This window comes from Pseudomonas sp. NBRC 111138, from assembly GCF_001320835.1.
Classification (GTDB): Bacteria; Pseudomonadota; Gammaproteobacteria; order Pseudomonadales; family Pseudomonadaceae; genus Aquipseudomonas; species Aquipseudomonas paracarnis.
In genome coordinates, this window is sequence record NZ_BCBO01000025.1 from 1 (window position 1) to 20,743 (window position 20,743).

Consider the following 20,743-nt stretch of genomic DNA (forward strand, 5'->3'; position numbering starts at 1 on the left):
GCTTGCGAATGCCAAAGGCGATGTTGTCAGCCACGCTCAGGTGCGGGAACAACGCGTAGTCCTGGAACACCATGCCGATACGACGTTTTTCCGGGGCGAGGGTGAAACCGGCACGGGAGATGACTTCGCCCGCCAGGCTGATTTCGCCTTCATGCACCGGCTCAAAGCCAGCAATCGCGCGCAGGGTGGTGGTTTTGCCACACCCTGAAGAGCCGAGCAGGCAACCGATATCGCCGGCGTTGAGGTGCAGGTTGAGGTTCTGCACGACGCGCTGGTCTTGATAGCCGCATGCCAGATTGCGCAGGTTCAGCAGTAATGACTGGCTCATGCGTGGTGGTACGACGGTGGTACGAGGAATTCGAGCAAGGCTTTTTGCGCATGCAGGCGGTTCTCGGCCTGATCCCACGCGACTGAGCGCGAATCGTCGAGCAGGTCCTGGCTGATTTCTTCGCCCCGGTGGGCAGGCAGGCAGTGCATGAACAGCACGTCTGGCGCGGCCAGGTCGAGCAACGCACGGGTCACCTGGAACGGCGCGAACTGGGCCAGGCGCTTGGCGGTTTCGTCTTCCTGGCCCATGGAGGTCCAGACGTCGGTGCTGACCAGGTGCGCGCCGACCACTGCGTCTTTCGGATCGCGCAGCAGTTGCACACGGCCATCGGCCTTGGCCATGAACTCGGCGCTGGGCTCGTAGCCTTCAGGGCAGGCGATGCGCAGGTGGAAGTCGAACTGGATCGCCGCTTCTATATAGCTGTTGCACATGTTGTTGCCATCGCCGATCCAGGCCACGGTCTTGCCTTGGATCGAGCCACGGTGTTCGAGGAAGGTTTGCATGTCGGCCAGCAACTGGCAGGGGTGCAGGTCATCGGACAGGCCGTTGATCACGGGCACACGGGAGTTGGCGGCAAATTCGGTCAAGGTGCTGTGGGCGAAGGTACGGATCATCACGGCATCGAGCATGCGCGACATCACGATGGCGCAATCGCTGATCGGCTCACCACGGCCCAATTGGGTGTCGCGCGGTGACAGGAAGATGGCCTGGCCACCCAGCTGGATCATGCCGGCTTCGAACGACAGGCGTGTGCGGGTCGAGGACTTTTCGAAAATCATCCCGAGTACCCGGTTTTTCAACGGCTCAAACAGTACACCGCGGTTACGCAGGTCTTTAAGCTCAATGCCTCGACGGATCACGCTGACCAGCTCTTCGGGCGTGCAATCCATCAGGGAGAGAAAGTGCCTTGCGCTCATCATTAACTACCTTTTGCAACAGACCGCAGATACTCAAAGCCTTGTTTATTGCGACAACGGGCGAGACCTGCGGCGAAAGCCGCACGGGGCGACGAAATAGGGGAAGACGCGATATTGACATTAAATGTCGCGTTTTACCAATAGGGCTACGGCTTTAGGGGTGTTCAAGCAGGGCGCCGGCGCGCGTTTGAAGACGAATTCCTGACAGCAGCGAGCCATTTGTACACTGGCGTCCAGGCCTTTTGCAATGCGCGGGGGCGGGCTTGGGCCAGGTCGCGTCGGTTTCAGCGCCTGCTGACAAGGTTTCTGAAACATTTGCTCATGCTTAGCCATGCCCAGGCCTATGCCCGTTGATTCACAACGCGAAGGTTGCTGGCGCGCCAAGTGGTCGCGGCCCATAGTTGAGTCAAAGCCCCTATAAAAGAGACTGGCCATGACCAAGACTCTCCACCACCGTGCCTGCCACCTGTGCGAAGCCATCTGCGGCCTCACCCTGGAAACCACCCAAGCCGAAGACGGTAGCCTGGCGATCACCTCGATCAAGGGCGACCCTCTGGACAGTTTCAGTCGCGGCCACATCTGCCCCAAGGCGGTGGCCCTGCAGGACATCCAGAATGACCCGGACCGCCTGCACCAACCCATGCGGCGGGTGGGCAGCGAATGGCAGCCGATTGGCTGGGATGAAGCCTTTGCCCTGGTGGCCGAGCGGCTTGCGGGTATCCAGACGCGGCATGGGCAGAACGCGGTGGCGGTGTATCAGGGCAACCCAAGCGTGCATAACTATGGGTTGATGACCCACAGCAACTACTTTCTAGGGCTGTTGAAGACGCGCAATCGTTTTTCCGCGACCTCGGTAGACCAACTGCCTCATCACCTCACCAGTCACCTGATGTACGGCCACGGCCTGTTGTTGCCCATACCCGATATCGACCAGACCGACTTCATGTTGATTCTCGGCGGCAACCCGCTGGCTTCCAATGGCAGCATCATGACCGTGCCCGATGTGGAGAAACGCCTCAAGGCCATCCAGGCGCGGGGCGGAAAAGTGGTGGTGGTCGACCCTCGGCGCAGCGAGACGGCAGCCATCGCGGACCAGCACGTGTTCGTACGCCCCGGCGGCGATGCGGCATTGTTGTTTGGGGTGCTCAACACTTTGTTCTCCGAAGGGCTGACACGCGACAGCCATTTGCCGGTGCAAGGCCTGGATGATGTACGCAAGGCGATTGCCGGCTTCGATGCCGAGGCTATGAGCCGCCAGTGTGCGGTGCCTGCCGAGCAGATTCGCCAGTTGGCCAGGGACTTCGCCGGCGCTGACAAGGCCGTCTGTTATGGCCGCATGGGGGTCTCGACCCAAGCGTTTGGCACCCTGTGCCATTGGCTGGTGCAACTGATCAACCTGGTGACCGGCAACCTGGACCGTGTCGGCGGCGCGCTCTGCACCAGTCCCGCGGTGGACCTGGTGGCCTCCACCAGCGGCGGCCATTTCAACCGCTGGCAGAGCCGCGTGTCCGGGCGGCCGGAGTACGGCGGAGAACTGCCGGTGTCGGCGCTGGCCGAAGAAATGCTGACCGAGGGTGATGGGCAGATCCGCGCCCTGGTGACGGTGGCCGGCAACCCGGTACTGTCCACGCCTAACGGCCGCCAATTGGAACAAGCCCTGGACGGGTTGGAGTTCATGGTCAGCATCGACCTGTATATCAACGAGACCACGCGTTATGCCGACCTGATCTTGCCCTCCACCTCGGCGCTGGAAAACGATCACTACGACACTACCTTCAATTTGTTCGCGGTACGCAATGTCACACGCTTCAATCGCGCCATCCTGCCCAAGCCTGAGGGTGCATTGCATGACTGGGAGATCTTTGTCGGCTTGGCCAAGGCGTTTGCGGCGCACACTGGCGCGGTGCTCAAGCCCACCCTGCCACCGGCACAGATGATCGACTTTGGCCTGCGTGCGGGTGCCTATGGTGACGCATCCAGTCATAAACTGTCGGTGGCCATGCTGGCGGATCATCCCCATGGCGTCGACCTGGGGCCGCTAAAGCCCAACCTCGCGGCACGTTTGAAAACCGCGGATGCCAAGGTGCAAGCGGCACCGGCCGTGATCCTGGCAGACCTGGCGCGTTTCGCCGCGCAGCCGGTGCCGGTGGCCGACGAACTGCTATTGATTGGCAGGCGGCATGTGCGCAGCAATAATTCCTGGATGCATAACTATCACCGGCTGGTGAAGGGTAAGCCACGCCATCAACTGCTGATGCACCCCGATGATCTGGCTAGCCGTCAGTTGAGCGATGGCCAGCGGGTGCGGGTGAGTTCGCGTATCGGTATGGTCGAGGTGGAAGTAGCGGCCAGCACGGACATGATGCCGGGTGTGGTCAGCCTGCCTCACGGCTGGGGCCACGGTCGTCCGGGCGTGCAGATGAGCATCGCGAGCGGCCAGCCGGGGGCGAGTGCCAATGACTTGACCGACGAGCGGCAATTGGACGAGTTGTCGGGTAATGCGGCGCTCAACGGCGTACCGGTGAAGGTGGCGGCGGCCTGAGCATCCTGCTGGATTTTTGCGTTACAATGCGCCACCGTGCCGACCCGTGAGTCGCAAAGTTCCTGCAGAGGTGTTCCATGGATATCATCGAAACGATCAAAGAGCAGATTGCCAACAACACCATTCTGCTTTACATGAAAGGTGCACCTAACGCGCCTCAGTGCGGTTTCTCCGCGAAAGCGTCCCAGGCTGTGATGGCATGTGGCGAGAAGTTCGCTTACGTGGATATCCTGCAAAACCCTGAAATCCGCGCCAACCTGCCAAAGTACGCCAACTGGCCGACTTTCCCGCAGTTGTGGGTAGCCGGTGAGCTGGTTGGCGGTAGCGACATCATCACTGAAATGGCAGCTGATGGTTCGCTGCAAGCGCTGATCAAAGACGCAGCGCAAAAAGCAGCAGTCAAGACTGACGCCTAATTGGCGAGCAATAAAAAGCCCCGCTTCTCTGGTGAGAGCGGGGCTTTTTTGTGCCTGAACGCTACGGGTTATTCACCCATCTGCGATTGCAGGTAATTCTCCAGGCTGACCTTGTCGATCAGGCCCAACTGGGTTTCAAGCCAGTCGATATGCTCTTCCTGATCTTCCAGGATATCTTCCAACAGTTCACGGCTGCCGAAATCGCCCTTGGTTTCGCAGTGAGCGATACCAGCCTTCAGGTCGCTGTGGCTCTTGCGCTCAAAGCCCAGGTCGCTGCTGATCATTTCCTGGGTGTGCTCGCCGATGTTCAGCTTGCCCAGGTCCTGCACGTTCGGCAGGCCTTCCAGGAACAGGATGCGCTTGATCAGCGCGTCGGCGTCCTTCATGGCCTTGATCGATTCTTTGTATTCACGCTTGCCGAGCTTTTCCAGGCCCCAGTCATCGTACATGCGCGCATGCAGGAAGTACTGATTGATCGCGACTAGTTCATTGGCAAGGATTTTGTTGAGTTGCTGGATGACTGAGATGTCGCCTTTCATGACTGGGGTCCTGCCCTGTAATAGCTGTGTATAGGGCGGAGTCTGAGCGGTGAAAATCCTAGTGTCAAACCTAAGTTATTGAATAATAAATGAAAATTAATCGGAATAAGAATGTTTGTGTTCCGCGTCTTGGCGCTAACTAATTGAATTACAGGCATAAAAAAACCGGACACAAGGTCCGGCTCTTTAAAACATGCCTATCAGGCGTGTGTAAATTCTGTCGAGTAGGGGAGTGCGGTCTGGGCTGTTTGCAGCTGCGTCAGGGTTTCCCGTACCACTTGCTTGGCCAGGCAAGCACATTTGCCGCACTGGCTGGCAACGCCGGTGGTTTCACGCACTTCTTTGTAGCTGCAGCAACCTTCATAGATTGCTTCGCGGATTTGTCCGTCGGTGACGCCAGTGCAGAGGCAGACATACATAAGTGAGAACCGTCGCGGGTTTATGGCTTAAGTGCGATGGATCTTAATGTTAACGAGAATGATTGTCAAAATAGTTTCAGCAGCAATCCGGGGGGAATTGCCCGTGCGCTGACGAACGGTTTTTTCGGTGTATGATGGTCGGTCTTCACGAAGCGTGATTGCGTCATATTTCTGTCTGTTTCCACAGGCAGACTCGACCGGTCCTTTTACTTCAATCGTCACCCCTATATCAGGAGATATCCAATGAGCGTACTCGTCGGTAAACAAGCCCCGGATTTCGACGTACCAGCCGTCCTCGGCAATGGCGAAATCGTAGACAGCTTCAAGCTGTCTGAAGCCATCAAAGGCAAATACGGCCTGGTGTTCTTCTACCCGCTGGACTTCACCTTCGTCTGCCCTTCAGAGCTGATCGCCCTGGACCACCGCATGGACGATTTCAAAGCGCGCAATGTTGAAGTGGTCGCGGTTTCCATCGACTCCCATTTCACCCACAACGCCTGGCGCAACACCGCCATCAACGACGGCGGCATCGGCAAAGTCAAATACACCATGGCTGCCGACATGAAGCACGACATCGCCAAGGCCTACGACGTTGAGTCCGAAGGCGGCGTGGCGTTCCGTGGCGCGTTCCTGATCGACGACAAGGGCGTTGTGCGCTCGCAGATCATCAACGACCTGCCGCTGGGCCGTAACATGGAAGAGCTGATCCGCCTGGTCGACGCGCTGCAATTCCACGAAGAGCACGGCGAAGTCTGCCCTGCCAACTGGAAAAAAGGCGACAAAGGCATGAACGCTTCGCCAGAAGGCGTTGCGGCTTACCTGACCGAGAACGCTGGCAAGCTGTAAGCCAACGTCACGGTACAAAAAAACCGGCCTGAAAAGGCCGGTTTTTTTATGCGTGGGATTTGCCTTCAGTCGTTGAAGTCTTCCCAGCCGCCCATCTGTTTCCACCGATTGACGATGCCGCAGAACAGCTCGGCGGTCTTTTCGGTGTCGTAGCGGGCCGAGTGGGCTTCACGCCCGTCAAAGTCGATACCGGCCGCCTGGCAGGCTTTGGCCAGAACGGTCTGACCGTAGGCCAGGCCGGCAAGCGTTGCGGTGTCGAAACTGGAGAACGGATGAAACGGGTTGCGCTTCATGTCCAGCCGCGCCACGGCGGCGTTCAGGAAGCCCAGGTCGAAACTGCTGTTGTGGCCGACCAGGATCGCACGTTTGCAGCCATTGGCCTTCAACGCCTTGCGCACGCCACGGAAGATATCGGTCAGCGCCGCTTCTTCACTTACCGCCATACGCAGTGGGTGGTCGAGCTTGATCCCGGTGAATTCCAGGGCAGCGGCTTCGATATTGGCGCCTTCAAACGGCTCGACGCGGAAGAAATGGGTGTGTTCCGGGTACACAAAGCCCTGTTCGTCCATGCCGATGGTGGTTGCGGCGATTTCCAGCAAGGCGTCGGTGGCGCAGTTGAAACCACCGGTTTCTACGTCGATGACGACCGGCAGATAGCCGCGAAAACGCTCGGCCATCGGATGGCGCGAGCCGCCACCGCCGTGCTCTTGTTCGTCGTCGTAATGGTCTTCACTCACTTGCTTTCCTCCAGCAGGCGCCAGCGCAGTGTTTCACCGGCGCGCAGCGGGATAACGGTCAGCTCGCCAAACGGCAGGCTGGCAGGGGCGGTCCAGTCTTCACGGACCAGGGTAATGCGGTCGGTATTCGCCGGCAGGCCGTAGAAACGCGGGCCGTTGAGGCTGGCGAAACCTTCGAGTTTGTCCAGCGCGTTACGCTGTTCGAAAGCTTCGGCGTACAACTCGATGGCGGCAAACGCGGTGTAGCAGCCGGCGCAGCCGCATGCGGCTTCCTTGGCGTGCTGGGCGTGTGGCGCAGAGTCGGTGCCGAGGAAGAACTTCGGGCTGCCGCTGGTGGCGGCATCCAGCAGTGCGACCTGGTGGGTATTGCGCTTGAGAATAGGCAGGCAATAGAAATGCGGCCGAATCCCGCCCACCAGCATGTGGTTGCGGTTGTAGAGCAGGTGATGAGCGGTGATGGTCGCGCCAACGTTGGCCGACGCTTCGCTGACGAACTGCACCGCATCGGCGGTGGTGATGTGTTCAAACACCACTTTGAGCGTAGGGAACAACTCGACCACACGACGCATGTGTTCATCGATGAAGATTTTTTCGCGATCGAACACATCCACGTCGCCACGGGTGACTTCCCCGTGGATCAGCAATGGCATGCCGACCTCCGCCATGGCTTCGATCGCCGGCAGGATCTTGTCGATACTGGTTACACCGGAATCGGAGTTGGTGGTCGCACCTGCCGGGTACAGCTTGGCGGCGTGCACATAACCGCTGGCCTTGGCTTCACGAATTTCTTCAGGCTGGGTGCGGTCGGTCAGGTAGAGCACCATCAACGGTTCGAAGCGGCTGCCGGCCGGTCGTGCAGCGAGGATGCGCTGGCGATAGGCGTCGGCTTCTGCGGCATTGCGCACCGGAGGTACCAGGTTAGGCATGATGATGGCACGGCCAAACGTGCGGGCCACATCGGCCACGGTTTGGGGTAACGCAGCACCATCGCGAAGATGAATATGCCAGTCGTCGGGACGCAGCAGGGTCAGGCGGTCGGACATTGGGGATTCCAGGCGGGTCAATCTGGTGGGAATGCTACCGGAAAAGACTCTTGCAGGCACTCGCTATCAAGTTTTGCCGGATGCTACCGATATCTCCGGGTATGCCTTAACGATGTATGACGCTTTGAAGTGTTGTAGAAACCAGTGGAGCCTCCCGTGCGCCAGTATTGTCTAGCCCTGCTCAGTGTGTTCGCCAGCCTGCCTGCGGCGGCCCTCACGTTCCAGACACGTCTGGAGAATATTGAGTGGAAGGTAGAGGGCGATCAGTTCGAGTGCCGCCTGACCCAGCCGATCACCGATTTCGGTTCCGGTGAGTTCGTGCGCCGGGCCGGTGAGCAGGCAACGTTTCGTCTGAAAACCTATGGCGGCACTCTTGGCGCCGGCTCGGCAACCTTATTGGCCGCGGCCGCGCCGTGGCAGCCGGGCCGAGGTGATATCAACCTTGGGGCCGTGCGTGTCGGCAGCGGCGACGTCCTGTTCAATAGCTCCCAGGCCCAGGCCGGCCGCCTGTTCACGGGTTTGCTTGAAGGGCGCAGCCCGACCGTGCGGCATTACGGGCGTCAAGGCGGCTACTCGGAAATTCGCCTGCTGCCTGTGAAGTTCAACAAGGCGTACAACGATTATCAGGTGTGCACCACCAAGCTGCTGCCCATGAATTACGACCAGGTCAAACAGACTGAAGTGGGCTTCCCCGGTGGTGGTATTGAGCTGGACGCGGCGGCCAAGAAGAAGTTGTCGGTGATCCTGGTATTCATGAAAGCCGATCCCACGGTCAATCATGTCGAGTTGAACGGTCATTCCGATAACAGTGGCAATCGCCTGACCAACCGTGACGTCTCACGGCGCCGCGCCCTGGCGGTGATGGACTACTTCAAGGCCAACGGCATTCAGGAATCGCAAATCACGATGCGCTTCCATGGCGAAAGCTACCCCTTGGCGCCCAACACTAATGCCACCAACCGTGCGCGTAACCGCCGTGTAAATATTCAGCTTGAGCGGGTGGCTGCCCCAGAGAAACCGGCGCCTCAGGCCACTGCGCCGAGCAACTCGGCGGCTACCTCATAAGAGGCGACCATCGGTCGCCCACTCGACATAATCTGTCGCTTTATCTTCATTTGCTGTCGCGCCCCTGTAATTTCACGGTTTTGATCGGTAGAATCGTCGCCTTTCCGTACAACCCCGTGGAGTGATGGCATGGCCGACGTAAACAAGGTCGTTCTCGCGTATTCCGGCGGCCTGGACACTTCGGTGATCCTCAAGTGGCTGCAGGATACTTATAACTGTGAAGTGGTGACCTTCACCGCTGACCTGGGTCAGGGTGAAGAGGTCGAACCTGCACGTGCCAAGGCGCAAGCCATGGGCGTGAAAGAGATCTACATTGACGACCTGCGCGAAGAGTTCGTCCGCGATTTCGTTTTCCCGATGTTTCGCGCCAACACTGTCTACGAAGGTGAGTACCTGCTGGGTACCTCCATCGCACGTCCGCTGATCGCCAAGCGCCTGATCGAGATCGCCAACGAAACGGGCGCCGACGCCATTTCTCACGGCGCCACCGGCAAGGGCAACGACCAGGTACGTTTCGAACTGGGTGCCTACGCACTCAAGCCAGGCGTTAAAGTCATTGCGCCGTGGCGTGAATGGGACCTGCTGTCCCGTGAAAAGCTGATGGATTACGCTGAAAAGCACGCTATTCCGATCGAGCGCCATGGCAAGAAGAAGTCGCCGTACTCAATGGACGCCAACCTGCTGCACATTTCCTATGAAGGCGGCGTGCTGGAAGACACCTGGACCGAGCACGAAGAAGATATGTGGAAATGGACGGTCTCCCCGGAGAACGCTCCAGACAAGGCGCAGTACCTGGAACTGACTTACCGCAACGGCGACATCGTTGCGCTGGACGGCGTTGAAATGACCCCGGCCACCGTACTGGCGACCCTGAACCGTATCGGCGGTCAGCATGGTATCGGCCGTCTCGACATCGTCGAGAACCGTTATGTGGGCATGAAGTCTCGCGGTTGCTACGAAACCCCGGGCGGCACCATCATGCTGCGTGCCCACCGCGCCATCGAGTCCATCACCCTGGACCGTGAAGTCGCCCACCTTAAAGACGAGCTGATGCCCAAGTATGCCAGCCTGATCTACACCGGTTACTGGTGGAGCCCTGAGCGTCTGATGCTGCAACAGATGATCGACGCTTCCCAGGCCCACGTGAACGGTGTCGTGCGCCTGAAGCTGTACAAGGGCAACGTGATCGTCACCGGCCGCAAGTCCGATGAGTCGCTGTTCGACTCCAACATCGCCACCTTCGAAGAAGACGGCGGCGCCTACAATCAGGCGGACGCGGCAGGCTTCATCAAGTTGAACGCACTGCGCATGCGCATTGCTGCCAACAAGGGCCGCTCGTTGTTCTGAACCGTGCGCCCGTCGTGAAAAATGGCCCCTTTTGCAAGGGGTCATTTTTTTTGCCTGGATTTTAGATGCGGCGCTGTTCATTAGCGTTTAGCGTGTGTTTAAGGATTTTTCCGTAACTTGCGCAATTATTATCCAGTTTGTCTTTATGTTTTTAAGGTTGAATGATTTTTTACATCTGAGGAGGAACTATGTCTGACAGAAAATTCACTCATGTAGCTGCAATGGATATGTGAGTTGTTGAATTTTCTGTAGGAATTATGGAAGTGTCGAAATATGTTAAATGGAACTAATGCGGATAGTTTTTTCGGGGCGGTTTGCTGGCGCCATTGCGACAAACAAGGGGTATTTCCTGAAAGACTTGTGCGGCACGTTTACTTTCACGGGCTGATGGTCATGATCTTTCACTCAAAATATGTACGCGTCGAGAAAGGTCTGAAAGCAACCATAAAGCTCTATGCATCTAAGTTGGCGAATTTTTGTAGGCTAATTCCTATCTTCTTGTGGGTTGGGTCTCTGCCTGCTCTTGCTCGGGGGGGAATGCTATGCCAACTAGTAATCGACTAGGCTATTGTGTTTGCTCTAAATAATTCGAACAGCGAAATTGGACTTTCTCATGAATAAAGTGCTGATCGTGGATGATCATCCCGTCATTCGTCTTGCTGTGCGCATGCTAATGGAGCGTCATGGTTATGAGGTCGTTGCCGAGACTGATAACGGTGTCGATGCGTTGCAACTTGCACGGGAACATATGCCGGATATTGTGATACTGGATATCGGAATCCCCAAGCTCGACGGTCTGGAAGTTATTTGTCGGCTGGCTTCGACCAAGCAAGCCGTCTCGTTCAAGGTGCTGGTGCTGACGTCCCAGGCGCCTGGCCATTTTTCCATGCGCTGCATGCAGGCGGGTGCCGCCGGCTATGTGTGCAAGCAGCAGGATCTGACAGAGTTGCTCAGTGCCATCAAGGCGGTGCTTTCCGGCTATAGCTATTTCCCGAACCAGGCGCTCAACTCAGTGCGGTCAACCATGGGCAATGCCAGTGAAGCCGACATGGTCGAACGCTTATCGGGACGGGAGATGATGGTGCTGCAGCAACTGGCCCGTGGCAAAACCAACAAGGAAATTGCCGATGGCATGTTCCTCAGCAACAAAACCGTCAGTACCTACAAGACGCGCTTGCTGCTCAAGCTCAATGCCAGGTCCCTCGTGGACCTGATCGAACTGGCCCAGCGCAACGGCTTGGTCTAGGAGGATATTGCCCCCCTTGAATACCCGTGTAACCGGCAGAAAAAAGCCTCCGTCAGGGAGGCTTCCGGCCGTCAACGGCTCGATCAGAGATCGAAGTCGTAATCGGCCAGCTGTTTTTGCAAGCGTCGCTCTTCCAGAAGATTGTCGATAGTGCGGCGTTTGCTTAAATTGGTCTTGGCCACCTCTGCCACAGGTGCCTCTACCACATCGTCATCCGACTCAACGAGGTCGTCTTCCACTTCCAGTTGTTCGTTGCCAGCGCTCATAAGGTCAACTCCAGGCTAAGACTGCCGTTGGGGCTCCTTATAGCGATAATCCGCGAACGGGTAAAAAAGATTTTTTCAATCGTCTGATCACAAAAACCAATGATCGCTCAATCGTCGGAGGTCTTGTCCTTGTATTCGCACAAGTCTTCGATACGGCAGCTGCCGCAGCGCGGCTTGCGGGCCTGGCAAACGTAGCGTCCGTGCAGGATCAGCCAATGGTGGGAGTCGAGCAGATAGGGCTTAGGCACGAACTTCATCAATTGCTTTTCCACCTCAACCACATTCTTGCCCCGTGCAATGCCGGTTCGGTTGCTGACGCGGAAAATGTGCGTGTCCACCGCCATGGTCAACTGCCGAAACGCCGTATTGAGCACCACGTTTGCCGTTTTGCGGCCCACGCCAGGCAAGGCTTCGAGGGCTTCGCGGGTTTGTGGTACCTCGCCTCCATGCAGCTCCAACAGCAGGCGGCACGTTTCGATCACATTCTTGGCCTTGCTGTTATACAGGCCGATGGTCTTGATGTATTCGGACAGGCCTTCCACACCCAGAGCGTAAATCGCGGCGGGTGTATTGGCCACGGGGTACAGCTTCGCCGTGGCCTTGTTAACGCCAACGTCCGTGGATTGAGCCGAAAGGATCACCGCAATCAGTAATTCGAACGGTGAGGAGTAGGCCAGTTCGGTTTTCGGTTCCGGATTGTCTTCGTGAAACCTGCGGAAGATTTCCAGGCGTTTTGCGGCATTCATAGGGACAGACGTTTCCTTGCAGGCGGTCGGCGTGATGTTAGTAATACACAGCGCAGTGGGTCAGCCGTTGGCCTCGGCATCTTGCAGCGTTTGCTCGGCGTCATTCAATGCAGCTTTCAAGGTTGCCAATTGATGCTCGTCAGCATGGTGATCCTGAGCCTTTTTCAACGCTGCACGGCGCATGGCCAGCTGGATTTTTGCGCGCTTGAACTCGGCGCTTTTAGTGGTCGTCTTTGGTGGCTGCGGTGAGCTGTTGGCCTCCAGTGCGGCAAGCGCCTGCTCGGATGCCTCGAACTGTCGCTGCAGCATAATCAATTGCGACTGTTGCTCAAAGGTCGGCGGATGCCCAAACGCTTTCAAGGATTTGTGCAACTGAGCGCGACTCATGGCGACGCTGCTTTTGGCCTGCTTGATCGCAGCGTCCTGAGCGGCCTGAGTGTTATCGACCGGTGCAACCTCCATCGGCGCTGCGCGCTTGGCTCGTGCCAGTCGTTCGGCGAGCTTGCAGGCTTCTTCACGTTGCAGGCGGGCGTTACGTTGTTCGAAGCGTCGCCGCGCCCGGTTGCGTTTGAGGTCGCGTGCACGCCGTTCATCATCGTTGCTGGCCAAGTCACCGACGATAGGCACAACGTCAGCAAGCGGGCGCATCTCGATACAGTCGACAGGGCAGGGCGCAACACACAGGTCGCAACCTGTGCACTCGTCGACAATCACGGTGTGCATCAACTTGGCGGCACCCACAATGGCGTCCACCGGGCAGGCCTGGATGCATTTGGTACAGCCGATGCATTCGGCTTCGCGGATATAGGCGACTTGCGCAGGCGCATCTCCACGGCTGGTGTCCAGCTCCAGTACCGGCAGGCGCAGCAGTTGCGCGAGCCCGGCAATGGTATCCTGCCCACCGGGCGGGCACTTGTTGATGGCTTCGCCTTTAGCGATGCCTTCTGCGTAAGGCTTGCAACCCGGGTGCCCGCACTTGCCGCATTGAGTCTGCGGCAGCAGCGCGTCGATACGTTGAATGAGGTTCATGCTGTGATCATAGCGTGGACGCCCGGCCCTGGGAGGAGGGCAAGCTGAGAAGCCCCGCCGTAGCAACAGCGGGGCATTTTGCAGAGGTTACTTGATGCGTTGACCCGGCTTGGCACCGCTGTCCGGGCTCAGCAGGTAGATTTCTTCGCCGCCAGGGCCCGCCGCCATCACCATGCCTTCGGAAATGCCGAACTTCATTTTCCGTGGCTTGAGGTTGGCGATCATCATGGTCAGGCGGCCATCGAGCTTGGACGGGTCCGGGTAAGCGCTCTTGATGCCGGAGAACACGTTGCGCTGTTCGTCACCGATATCCAGCGTCAGGCGCAGCAGCTTGTCGGCACCTTCCACGGCTTCGGCCTTGAGGATCAGCGCCACACGCAGGTCTACGGCGGCAAAGGCGTCGAAATCGATTTCCGGGGAAATCGGGTCCTTGGCCAGCTCGCCATTGCCCGCCGGCGTGGATTGGCCGGTATCAGTCTGGCTGGCGACCAGGTCTTCTTTCGAAGCGTCGGTCATTGCCTGGACTTTCACCGGGTCAATTCGGGTCATCAAGGGCTTGAACGCGTTCAACTGATGATTGCCGAGCAAGGTGGTGTGATCGTTCCAGCTCAACGGCGGTACGTTGAGGAACGCCTCGGCATCGGCGGCCAGCAATGGCAGCACCGGCTTGAGGAAGATCACCAACTGACGGAACAGGTTGACTCCGGTGGCGCAGATCGCCTGGACTTCAGCTTCCTTGCCTTCCTGCTTGTTCAGTGACCACGGCGCCTTGTCGGCGATCCAGGCGTTGGCGCGGTCGGCCAGGCCCATGATCTCGCGCATGGCGCGGGCAAAGTCGCGGGCTTCATAAGCGTCGGCGATGCTCGGCGCGGCGGCCAGGAAGGCGTCGGTCAGTTCCGGTGCGGCGTTCTCGGCTACCAGTACACCGGCGTTGCCCTTGTGGATAAACCCGGCGCAACGGCTGGCGATGTTGACGACTTTACCCACCAGGTCCGAGTTGACCTTCTGTACGAAGTCTTCCAGATTCAGGTCCAGGTCGTCGACGCCACGGCCCAGCTTGGACGCGTAGTAATAGCGCAGGTATTCCGGCGACAGGTGGTCCAGGTAGGTGCGCGCCTTGATAAAGGTGCCACGGGACTTGGACATTTTCTGGCCGTTGACCGTCAGGTAGCCGTGCACGGCAATACCGGTCGGCTTGCGATAGCCCGAGCCTTCAAGCATCGCTGGCCAGAACAGCGCGTGGAAGTTGACGATGTCCTTGCCGATGAAGTGGTACAGCTCGGCGGTGGAGTCCTTGCCCCAGAACGCGTCGAAGTCCAGCTCCGGGGTGCGGTCGCACAGGTTCTTGAAGCTGGCCATGTAGCCGATCGGCGCGTCCAGCCATACATAGAAGTACTTGCCCGGCTCGCCCGGAATCTCGAAGCCGAAGTACGGCGCGTCGCGGGAGATGTCCCACTGCTGCAGGCCACTGTCGAGCCATTCGGAGAGTTTGTTGGCCACGGCGTCCTGCAAGGTGCCGCTGCGCGTCCAGGTTTGCAGCATTTGCTGGAAATCCGGGAGCTTGAAGAAGAAGTGCTGCGAGTCCTTGAGCACCGGAGTGGCGCCGGAGATCGCTGACTTGGGATCCTTCAAGTCGGTCGGTGCGTAGGTCGCGCCGCATTTTTCGCAGTTGTCGCCGTACTGGTCTTCGGTGCCGCATTTCGGGCAGGTGCCCTTGATGAAACGGTCGGCCAGGAACATCTTCTTTTCCGGGTCGAAATACTGGGTCACCGAACGTTGGTCGATGTGCCCGGCTTCCTTCAACCGCAGGTAGATCTGGCTCGACAGCTCGCGGTTTTCGTCCGAGTGGGTCGAATGGAAGTTATCGAAGTCCACCAGGAACTCGGCAAAGTCGGCGCTGTGTTCAGCCTGCACATTGGCGATCAGTTGTTCCGGGGTGATGCCTTCCTTTTCGGCGCGCAACATGATGGCCGAACCGTGGGCGTCGTCCGCGCAGACATAAATGCATTGATTGCCGCGATGCTTCTGGAAGCGCACCCACATATCGGTCTGGATGTACTCAAGCATATGGCCAAGATGGATCGAACCATTGGCATAGGGCAGGGCGCTGGTAACGAGGATCTTGCGTGGCTCGGACATGGGGCTCGGCTACTTGATGAAACGGAGGTCGGCCACTATAAAGCGCCGGGAAATTTATTTCACCCCGTGACGCTGTTTCAGTATCTTGCGCACCTTCGAAAGCATGCCGCTCGGCGGCTGGAACGGTTAGGATAGCCGCCTGTTTCAGTCAGTCTTTTTTCGGGAGTAGCCCATGAGCGCCGTCAATCGCGCAGCGGTGGAAGCCGTTCTTCGCCAGTACACCGACCCTTATTTGAACCAGGACCCGGTCAGTGCCGGTTGTGTGCGTGCCATCGAGGTCCAGGGCGACCAGGTGTCGGTGCAGTTGCAACTGGGTTATGCCGCGGGTTTGTTCAAAAGCGGTTGGGCGCAGATGTTGCAAATGGCCATCGAGGGCCTGGACGGCGTGGGTTCGGCCAAGGTCGATATCCAATGTGTGATCGCGCCGCACAAGGCCCAGGCGCAGATCCCGGGCCTGGCCAACGTCAAGAACGTGGTGGCGGTGGCGTCCGGCAAGGGCGGTGTGGGTAAATCGACCACGGCGGCCAACCTGGCCCTGGCCCTGGCGCGGGAAGGTGCGCGCGTGGGCATTCTCGATGCCGACATCTACGGGCCGAGCCAGGGCGTGATGTTCGGCATCGCCGAAGGCACGCGGCCGAAGGTGAAGGATCAAAAATGGTTTGTGCCCATCGAGTCGCTGGGTGTGGAAGTGATGTCCATGGCGTTTCTCACCGATGACAACACCCCGATGGTCTGGCGCGGGCCGATGGTCTCCGGTGCGTTGCTGCAACTGGTCACACAAACGGCTTGGGGCGACCTCGACTACCTGGTGATCGACATGCCGCCAGGCACCGGCGACATTCAGTTGACCCTTGCGCAGAAAGTTCCGGTGGCCGGTGCAGTGATTGTCACCACGCCTCAGGACCTGGCGCTGCTCGACGCCAGGAAAGGTGTGGAGATGTTCCGCAAGGTCAACATCCCGGTGCTGGGTGTTGTGGAAAACATGGCGGTGCACATCTGTTCCAACTGCGGGCATGCCGAGCATCTGTTCGGTGAAGGTGGGGGCGAGAAGCTCGCTACCCAGTATGGCGTTGAACTGTTGGCATCGTTGCCATTGGCGATGGAGATTCGCGAGCAGGCCGATGGTGGCAAACCTACCGTAGCGGCAGAGGCTGATGGGCAGATCGCGATGATCTATCAGGAATTGGCCCGTCACGTCGGTGCGCGGATTGTTTTGCAGGAAGCGACGACGCCGGCGATGCCGACCATTACCGTGAGCGACGATTGATTAGGCTTTAACGGTTACGCGAAAAGCCTGACGATCCGTGGTGCTCTCAGGTTTTTCGCGAGCGAGCTCGCTCCTACAGGTGGGGCGCCAATAGGGCTTGCTGCTACTTTGCGTAATGCGCGTGTAAGCATTCGCTTACTTTTCCGTAAGTGTTTGGTTTTTTTAGCGGTTACGTACGTCTTGAATCGACGAAGCTATTATCTAAGCTTTTGAAAAATAAAGATTATTTTAATTCTGGCGAGCGGAAAAGTTTGTCAGCCCGCCGTGGGGATCGCGTTGAACTTCTCTGGGAACGCTCTAACATCAGCCCCGTGTCCACGGATTGGCACAGCCATCAAGGAACGATGGTTTGAAGGAACGTCGCAGGATGCGATTCATCAGGATGATGAAAAGGAATACAGGGACTAGGGAAAAAATGTGGGCGGGTCATACCGCCCCTTTTTTTTGCCTGTAGAAAAGTGAATGCAGGCACCCGAACGCAAAAAAGGCCCTCAAGGGGCCTTTTTTTGTTGGGCAGCGGCGCTTTAGCGCTCTAGTTGCTCAATTTTGTTGGGCTTGCCATCCCATTCAGCGGCATCCGGCATCGGATCTTTGCGCTCGGTGATGTTTGGCCACACTTCGGCCAGCTCGACGTTCAATTGAATGAATTGCTCCATGCCCGCAGGCACTTCGTCCTCGGAGAAAATCGCGACGGCCGGGCATTCTGGTTCACACAGGGCGCAGTCGATGCACTCATCCGGGTGGATAACCAGGAAATTCGGGCCTTCGTAGAAGCAGTCCACCGGACAGACTTCTACGCAGTCGGTGTACTTGCACTTGATGCAGTTGTCGGTGACGACGAAGGTCATTTCTAATTTTCTCCTCAGGCGGCGGCAGCGAAACCCCTTGTGGTGGGGTTCGCGAGGTTTGAGAGCGATAGTCTGCGGACCAGGCTAAAAGCCCGCAGCATCCCAAACCGCGCGAGATTCTATCAGCTTGCAAGCGTCTGCGTTATATCCGAGTCTTCAGTGCATATAACATTTCGAGCGCTTTACGCGGCGTCAAGTCATCCAGGTCAAGTTTTGCCAACTCATCCAGCACTGGATGGGGCAAACTGGCGAACATATCGCTCTGGTGCGGCGCGGCAGGTTTCTTGCTGGCCTTGGCAGGGCTGGCGACCACGGTTTCATGGGGCAGCGCCGTTGTTTCCAGGCGGCTGAGGTGTTCGCGGGCACGGGTGATCACCTCGTTCGGCACACCGGCCAACTGCGCCACGGCCAGACCATAACTCTGGCTCGCCGGCCCTGGCAGCACATGGTGCAGGAACACGATGCGCTCGTTGTGCTCGGTGGCATTGAGATGCACGTTGGCCACCAGCGGCTCGCTTTCCGGCAACACCGTCAGCTCGAAGTAGTGCGTGGCGAACAGCGTGTACGCACGCAGATGCGCCAAGCGTTCGGCCGCGGCCCAGGCCAGGGACAGGCCGTCGAAGGTGCTGGTGCCGCGGCCCACTTCGTCCATCAGCACCAGGCTGCGTTCGGTGGCGTTGTGCAGAATGTTGGCGGTTTCGCTCATTTCCACCATAAAGGTCGAACGGCCGCCGGCCAGGTCATCGCTGGAGCCGATCCGCGTGAAAATGCGGTCTACCAGGGACAATTCGCAACTGGCTGCCGGTACGAAGCTGCCGATATGCGCCAACAACACGATAAGCGCGGTCTGGCGCATGTAAGTGGATTTACCACCCATGTTCGGACCGGTGATCACCAACATGCGGGTATCGTCGTCCAGCGACAGGTCATTGGCGACGAACGGCGTGGTCAGCACCTGCTCTACCACCGGGTGACGACCTTGCACGATACGCATGCACGGTTCGCTGACAAACCGTGGGCAATTGAGGTCCAGGTTCAACGCACGTTCGGCGAGGTTGCTCAATACATCCAGCTCCGCCAGGGCGGCGGCGGTGTCTTGCAACGGCGCCAGGCGGCTGATCAAGTCCTCGAGCAAGGCTTCGTAGAGCATTTTTTCCCGCGCCAGGGCGCGGCTTTTGGCTGACAGCGCCTTGTCTTCGAACTCTTTGAGCTCAGGGGTGATAAAACGCTCGGCGCCTTTGAGGGTCTGGCGACGTTGATAGTCGATAGGCGCCGACTCGGCCTGCTTGCTCGGCAGCTCGATAAAGTAACCATGCACGCGGTTGTAGCCGACCTTCAGGTTGGCCAGGCCCGTACGGGCTTTTTCGCGGGCTTCCAGGTCGATCAGGAACTGCCCGGCGTTTTCGCTCAGGGATTGCAGCTCATCCAGCTCGCTGTCGTAGCCGGTTTTCAACACGCCGCCGTCACGAATGATCGCCGGCGGGTTGTCGATAATGGCCTTTTCCAGCAGCGCCGCGAGGTCCGGGTAAGTGCCAGCGGTGACGGCAAGCTGTTGCAGGTGCGGCGTGTCCAGTTCGGTCATCGCGACTTGCAGCTGCGGCAGGGCGCTCAAGGCATCGCGCAGGCGCGCCAAGTCGCGGGGCCGCGCATTGCGCAGGCCGATCCGCGCCAGGATGCGCTCGATATCGCCAATCTCTTTCAGTTGCGGCTGCAGTTTTTCAAAGCGATAGCCGTCGAGCATGCAGGTAATGGAAGATTGGCGCGCTTGCAGCACCGTCAAATCCCGCAGCGGACGGTTCAACCAACGGGTCAGCAAACGGCTGCCCATCGCGGTCTGGCAACGGTCCACCACCGATTGCAGGGTGTTATCACGCCCACCGGCCAGGTTGGTGTCCAGTTCCAGGTTGCGACGGCTGGCGCCATCGAGCACCACGGTATCGTCGAGACGCTCATGGCGCAGGCTGCGCAAGTGAGGCAGAGCAGTGCGCTGGGTTTCCTTGGCGTAGCTGAGCAAGCAGCCTGCGGCACCGATGGCCAGGGTCAGGGTTTCGCAACCGAAGCCTTTAAGGTCCTGCACCGAGAACTGCTGGCACAGACTTTTCAGCGCAGAGTCGCGCTCGAAATCCCACGGTGCACGACGCTTGGTCCCACGACGTTTCTCTGCCGGCAAGTCCTTGGGCCAATCATCCGGAATCAACAACTCCACCGGATTGATACGCTCAAGTTCCGCCAACAGGTTCTCCCAGCCCTTGATCTCCAGCACGCTGAAGTTGCCGCTGGTGATATCCAGCACCGACAGGCCGAACAAACGCTCATCGCCCAACACCGCCGCAATCAGGTTGTCGCGACGCTCATCCAGCAACGCCTCATCACTCACCGTGCCCGGCGTAATAATGCGTACTACCTGACGCTCCACCGGCCCTTTACTGGTGGCCGGGTCGCCGATCTGCTCACAGATCACCACCGACTCACCCAGCTTCACCAGCTTGACCAGGTAGCCTTCCAACGAGTGGTAAGGAATCCCACACATCGGAATCGACTGCCCCGCCGACTGCCCGCGCGCGGTCAGGGTGATGTCCAGCAGCTTGGCGGCCTTCTTCGCGTCTTCATAGAAGATCTCGTAGAAGTCGCCCATGCGATAGAACATCAACTGATCAGGGTGCTGGTTTTTCAGGCGCCAGTACTGCTGCATCATCGGGGTGTGGGAGGACAGATCTGAGGAGTTTTTACTCATTGGGTAATAGGCAAATTCGTTGAAAGTGATGGGGCAAAGGGGGCGCTTGGCCCAGCATTTTTTGCGATGGCGGCAAGGTTAACACGCGAGGTCGGACCTTCGCAGGTCGCAAGCGGCCAGGTAAACCACGAAAGCGGTGCCGCCTCAAGAAACACCAACATAACCGTGGCGAGGGGGCTTGCTCCCGGTGGAGCGCGCAGCGTCCCTGGAAAATGGCTGCTACGCAGCCGAGCGAGAGCAAGCGCCCTCGCCACAGGTTAGCGGTTCAA

General features: G+C 58.4%; 19 protein-coding genes. 7 read left to right on the forward strand and 12 right to left on the reverse strand.

Going from position 1 to position 20,743, the window contains the following annotated elements; genetic code table 11:
* Together APH41_RS04725 and argF are read right to left on the reverse strand one after the other, a co-directional pair.
* The coding region (locus tag APH41_RS04725) for an ATP-binding cassette domain-containing protein (RefSeq protein ID WP_156359028.1) at positions 1 to 328 on the reverse strand (328 nt) is incomplete at its 3' end.
* Positions 325 to 1,245 (reverse strand): ornithine carbamoyltransferase, encoded by a 921-nt coding sequence (gene argF, locus APH41_RS04730; RefSeq protein ID WP_034126463.1) that lies wholly within the window; start codon positions 1,243 to 1,245, stop codon positions 325 to 327. The genes argF and APH41_RS04725, both read right to left, overlap by 4 nt.
* Before the next feature lie 433 nt (positions 1,246 to 1,678).
* Here argF and APH41_RS04735 point away from each other — a divergent pair, with 433 nt between their 5' ends.
* Positions 1,679 to 3,787: a molybdopterin oxidoreductase family protein gene (locus tag APH41_RS04735; RefSeq protein WP_054917764.1), complete on the forward strand. Its 2,109-nt coding sequence runs from the start codon at positions 1,679 to 1,681 to the stop codon at positions 3,785 to 3,787.
* Positions 3,788 to 3,864: 77 nt separating this feature from the next.
* The gene (gene grxD / locus APH41_RS04740) at positions 3,865 to 4,203 is read left to right on the forward strand and encodes a Grx4 family monothiol glutaredoxin (RefSeq protein WP_054898038.1); all 339 of its coding nucleotides are present in this window, start codon (positions 3,865 to 3,867) and stop codon (positions 4,201 to 4,203) included.
* A 68-nt stretch (positions 4,204 to 4,271) separates the two neighbouring features.
* On the opposite strand, the gene bfr is transcribed toward grxD, so the two are convergent.
* Positions 4,272 to 4,742, reverse strand: coding sequence for a bacterioferritin (bfr, locus tag APH41_RS04745; RefSeq protein WP_054898039.1), 471 nt, complete (start codon positions 4,740 to 4,742; stop codon positions 4,272 to 4,274).
* A gap of 200 nt (positions 4,743 to 4,942) precedes the next feature.
* Complete coding sequence (locus APH41_RS04750) at positions 4,943 to 5,161, reverse strand: bacterioferritin-associated ferredoxin (RefSeq protein ID WP_054917766.1); 219 nt, start codon at positions 5,159 to 5,161, stop codon at positions 4,943 to 4,945.
* A 243-nt stretch (positions 5,162 to 5,404) separates the two neighbouring features.
* Between APH41_RS04750 and APH41_RS04755 the strand changes: the two genes are divergently transcribed.
* On the forward strand, positions 5,405 to 6,007 hold the full coding sequence (locus APH41_RS04755; protein ID WP_003172097.1) for a peroxiredoxin: 603 nt from the start codon (positions 5,405 to 5,407) through the stop codon (positions 6,005 to 6,007).
* Positions 6,008 to 6,072: 65 nt separating this feature from the next.
* On the opposite strand, the gene rnt is transcribed toward APH41_RS04755, so the two are convergent.
* Both rnt and pyrC read right to left on the reverse strand, forming a co-directional pair.
* Complete coding sequence (gene rnt, locus APH41_RS04760; protein ID WP_003188980.1) at positions 6,073 to 6,744, reverse strand: ribonuclease T; 672 nt, start codon at positions 6,742 to 6,744, stop codon at positions 6,073 to 6,075.
* Positions 6,741 to 7,787, reverse strand: coding sequence for a dihydroorotase (gene pyrC / locus APH41_RS04765; RefSeq protein ID WP_032893318.1), 1,047 nt, complete (start codon positions 7,785 to 7,787; stop codon positions 6,741 to 6,743). The genes rnt and pyrC overlap by 4 nt, the downstream gene beginning before the upstream one ends.
* A gap of 156 nt (positions 7,788 to 7,943) precedes the next feature.
* Between pyrC and APH41_RS04770 the strand changes: the two genes are divergently transcribed.
* The 3 genes from APH41_RS04770 (at position 7,944) to APH41_RS04780 (ending at position 11,445) form a co-directional block, all read left to right on the forward strand.
* On the forward strand, positions 7,944 to 8,852 hold the full coding sequence (locus APH41_RS04770; RefSeq protein WP_054898040.1) for an OmpA family protein: 909 nt from the start codon (positions 7,944 to 7,946) through the stop codon (positions 8,850 to 8,852).
* 129 nt (positions 8,853 to 8,981) lie between these two features.
* Positions 8,982 to 10,199: an argininosuccinate synthase gene (locus tag APH41_RS04775; protein ID WP_003188984.1), complete on the forward strand. Its 1,218-nt coding sequence runs from the start codon at positions 8,982 to 8,984 to the stop codon at positions 10,197 to 10,199.
* Between the two features lie 613 nt (positions 10,200 to 10,812).
* Positions 10,813 to 11,445, forward strand: coding sequence for a response regulator transcription factor (locus APH41_RS04780; RefSeq protein WP_003188986.1), 633 nt, complete (start codon positions 10,813 to 10,815; stop codon positions 11,443 to 11,445).
* An 83-nt stretch (positions 11,446 to 11,528) separates the two neighbouring features.
* Here APH41_RS04780 and APH41_RS04785 read toward each other — a convergent pair whose 3' ends face one another.
* The 4 genes from APH41_RS04785 to metG form a co-directional block, all read right to left on the reverse strand.
* Entirely contained in the window at positions 11,529 to 11,711 is a 183-nt protein-coding gene (locus APH41_RS04785; RefSeq protein ID WP_014717144.1) for a PA3496 family putative envelope integrity protein, read from the reverse strand.
* A gap of 107 nt (positions 11,712 to 11,818) precedes the next feature.
* Entirely contained in the window at positions 11,819 to 12,457 is a 639-nt protein-coding gene (gene nth / locus APH41_RS04790; RefSeq protein ID WP_003188989.1) for an endonuclease III, read from the reverse strand.
* Positions 12,458 to 12,517: 60 nt separating this feature from the next.
* A complete protein-coding gene (gene rsxB / locus APH41_RS04795; RefSeq protein WP_054917769.1) occupies positions 12,518 to 13,486 on the reverse strand; it encodes an electron transport complex subunit RsxB in 969 nt (322 codons plus the stop codon).
* 87 nt (positions 13,487 to 13,573) lie between these two features.
* A complete protein-coding gene (gene metG / locus APH41_RS04800) occupies positions 13,574 to 15,625 on the reverse strand; it encodes a methionine--tRNA ligase (RefSeq protein ID WP_054917772.1) in 2,052 nt (683 codons plus the stop codon).
* Between the two features lie 172 nt (positions 15,626 to 15,797).
* Between metG and apbC the strand changes: the two genes are divergently transcribed.
* The gene (apbC, locus tag APH41_RS04805) at positions 15,798 to 16,892 is read left to right on the forward strand and encodes an iron-sulfur cluster carrier protein ApbC (RefSeq protein WP_034126470.1); all 1,095 of its coding nucleotides are present in this window, start codon (positions 15,798 to 15,800) and stop codon (positions 16,890 to 16,892) included.
* A 524-nt stretch (positions 16,893 to 17,416) separates the two neighbouring features.
* Here apbC and fdxA read toward each other — a convergent pair.
* On the reverse strand, positions 17,417 to 17,740 hold the full coding sequence (fdxA, locus tag APH41_RS04810) for a ferredoxin FdxA (protein WP_003172109.1): 324 nt from the start codon (positions 17,738 to 17,740) through the stop codon (positions 17,417 to 17,419).
* A gap of 142 nt (positions 17,741 to 17,882) precedes the next feature.
* A complete protein-coding gene (gene mutS, locus APH41_RS04815; protein WP_054917775.1) occupies positions 17,883 to 20,474 on the reverse strand; it encodes a DNA mismatch repair protein MutS in 2,592 nt (863 codons plus the stop codon).
* Positions 20,475 to 20,743 lie beyond the last annotated feature (269 nt).

Coding starts and splice junctions, on each gene's coding strand:
- APH41_RS04775 (WP_003188984.1), top strand. CDS start 8,982: ATGGCCGACGTAAACAAGGTCGTTCTCGCGTATTCCGGCGGCCTGGAC.
- bfr (WP_054898039.1), bottom strand. CDS start 4,742: ATGAAAGGCGACATCTCAGTCATCCAGCAACTCAACAAAATCCTTGCC.
- argF (WP_034126463.1), bottom strand. CDS start 1,245: ATGAGCGCAAGGCACTTTCTCTCCCTGATGGATTGCACGCCCGAAGAG.
- rsxB (WP_054917769.1), bottom strand. CDS start 13,486: ATGAACCTCATTCAACGTATCGACGCGCTGCTGCCGCAGACTCAATGC.
- apbC (WP_034126470.1), top strand. CDS start 15,798: ATGAGCGCCGTCAATCGCGCAGCGGTGGAAGCCGTTCTTCGCCAGTAC.
- mutS (WP_054917775.1), bottom strand. CDS start 20,474: ATGAGTAAAAACTCCTCAGATCTGTCCTCCCACACCCCGATGATGCAG.
- APH41_RS04785 (WP_014717144.1), bottom strand. CDS start 11,711: ATGAGCGCTGGCAACGAACAACTGGAAGTGGAAGACGACCTCGTTGAG.
- APH41_RS04780 (WP_003188986.1), top strand. CDS start 10,813: ATGAATAAAGTGCTGATCGTGGATGATCATCCCGTCATTCGTCTTGCT.
- fdxA (WP_003172109.1), bottom strand. CDS start 17,740: ATGACCTTCGTCGTCACCGACAACTGCATCAAGTGCAAGTACACCGAC.
- grxD (WP_054898038.1), top strand. CDS start 3,865: ATGGATATCATCGAAACGATCAAAGAGCAGATTGCCAACAACACCATT.
- metG (WP_054917772.1), bottom strand. CDS start 15,625: ATGTCCGAGCCACGCAAGATCCTCGTTACCAGCGCCCTGCCCTATGCC.
- nth (WP_003188989.1), bottom strand. CDS start 12,457: ATGAATGCCGCAAAACGCCTGGAAATCTTCCGCAGGTTTCACGAAGAC.
- APH41_RS04750 (WP_054917766.1), bottom strand. CDS start 5,161: ATGTATGTCTGCCTCTGCACTGGCGTCACCGACGGACAAATCCGCGAA.
- APH41_RS04735 (WP_054917764.1), top strand. CDS start 1,679: ATGACCAAGACTCTCCACCACCGTGCCTGCCACCTGTGCGAAGCCATC.
- pyrC (WP_032893318.1), bottom strand. CDS start 7,787: ATGTCCGACCGCCTGACCCTGCTGCGTCCCGACGACTGGCATATTCAT.
- APH41_RS04755 (WP_003172097.1), top strand. CDS start 5,405: ATGAGCGTACTCGTCGGTAAACAAGCCCCGGATTTCGACGTACCAGCC.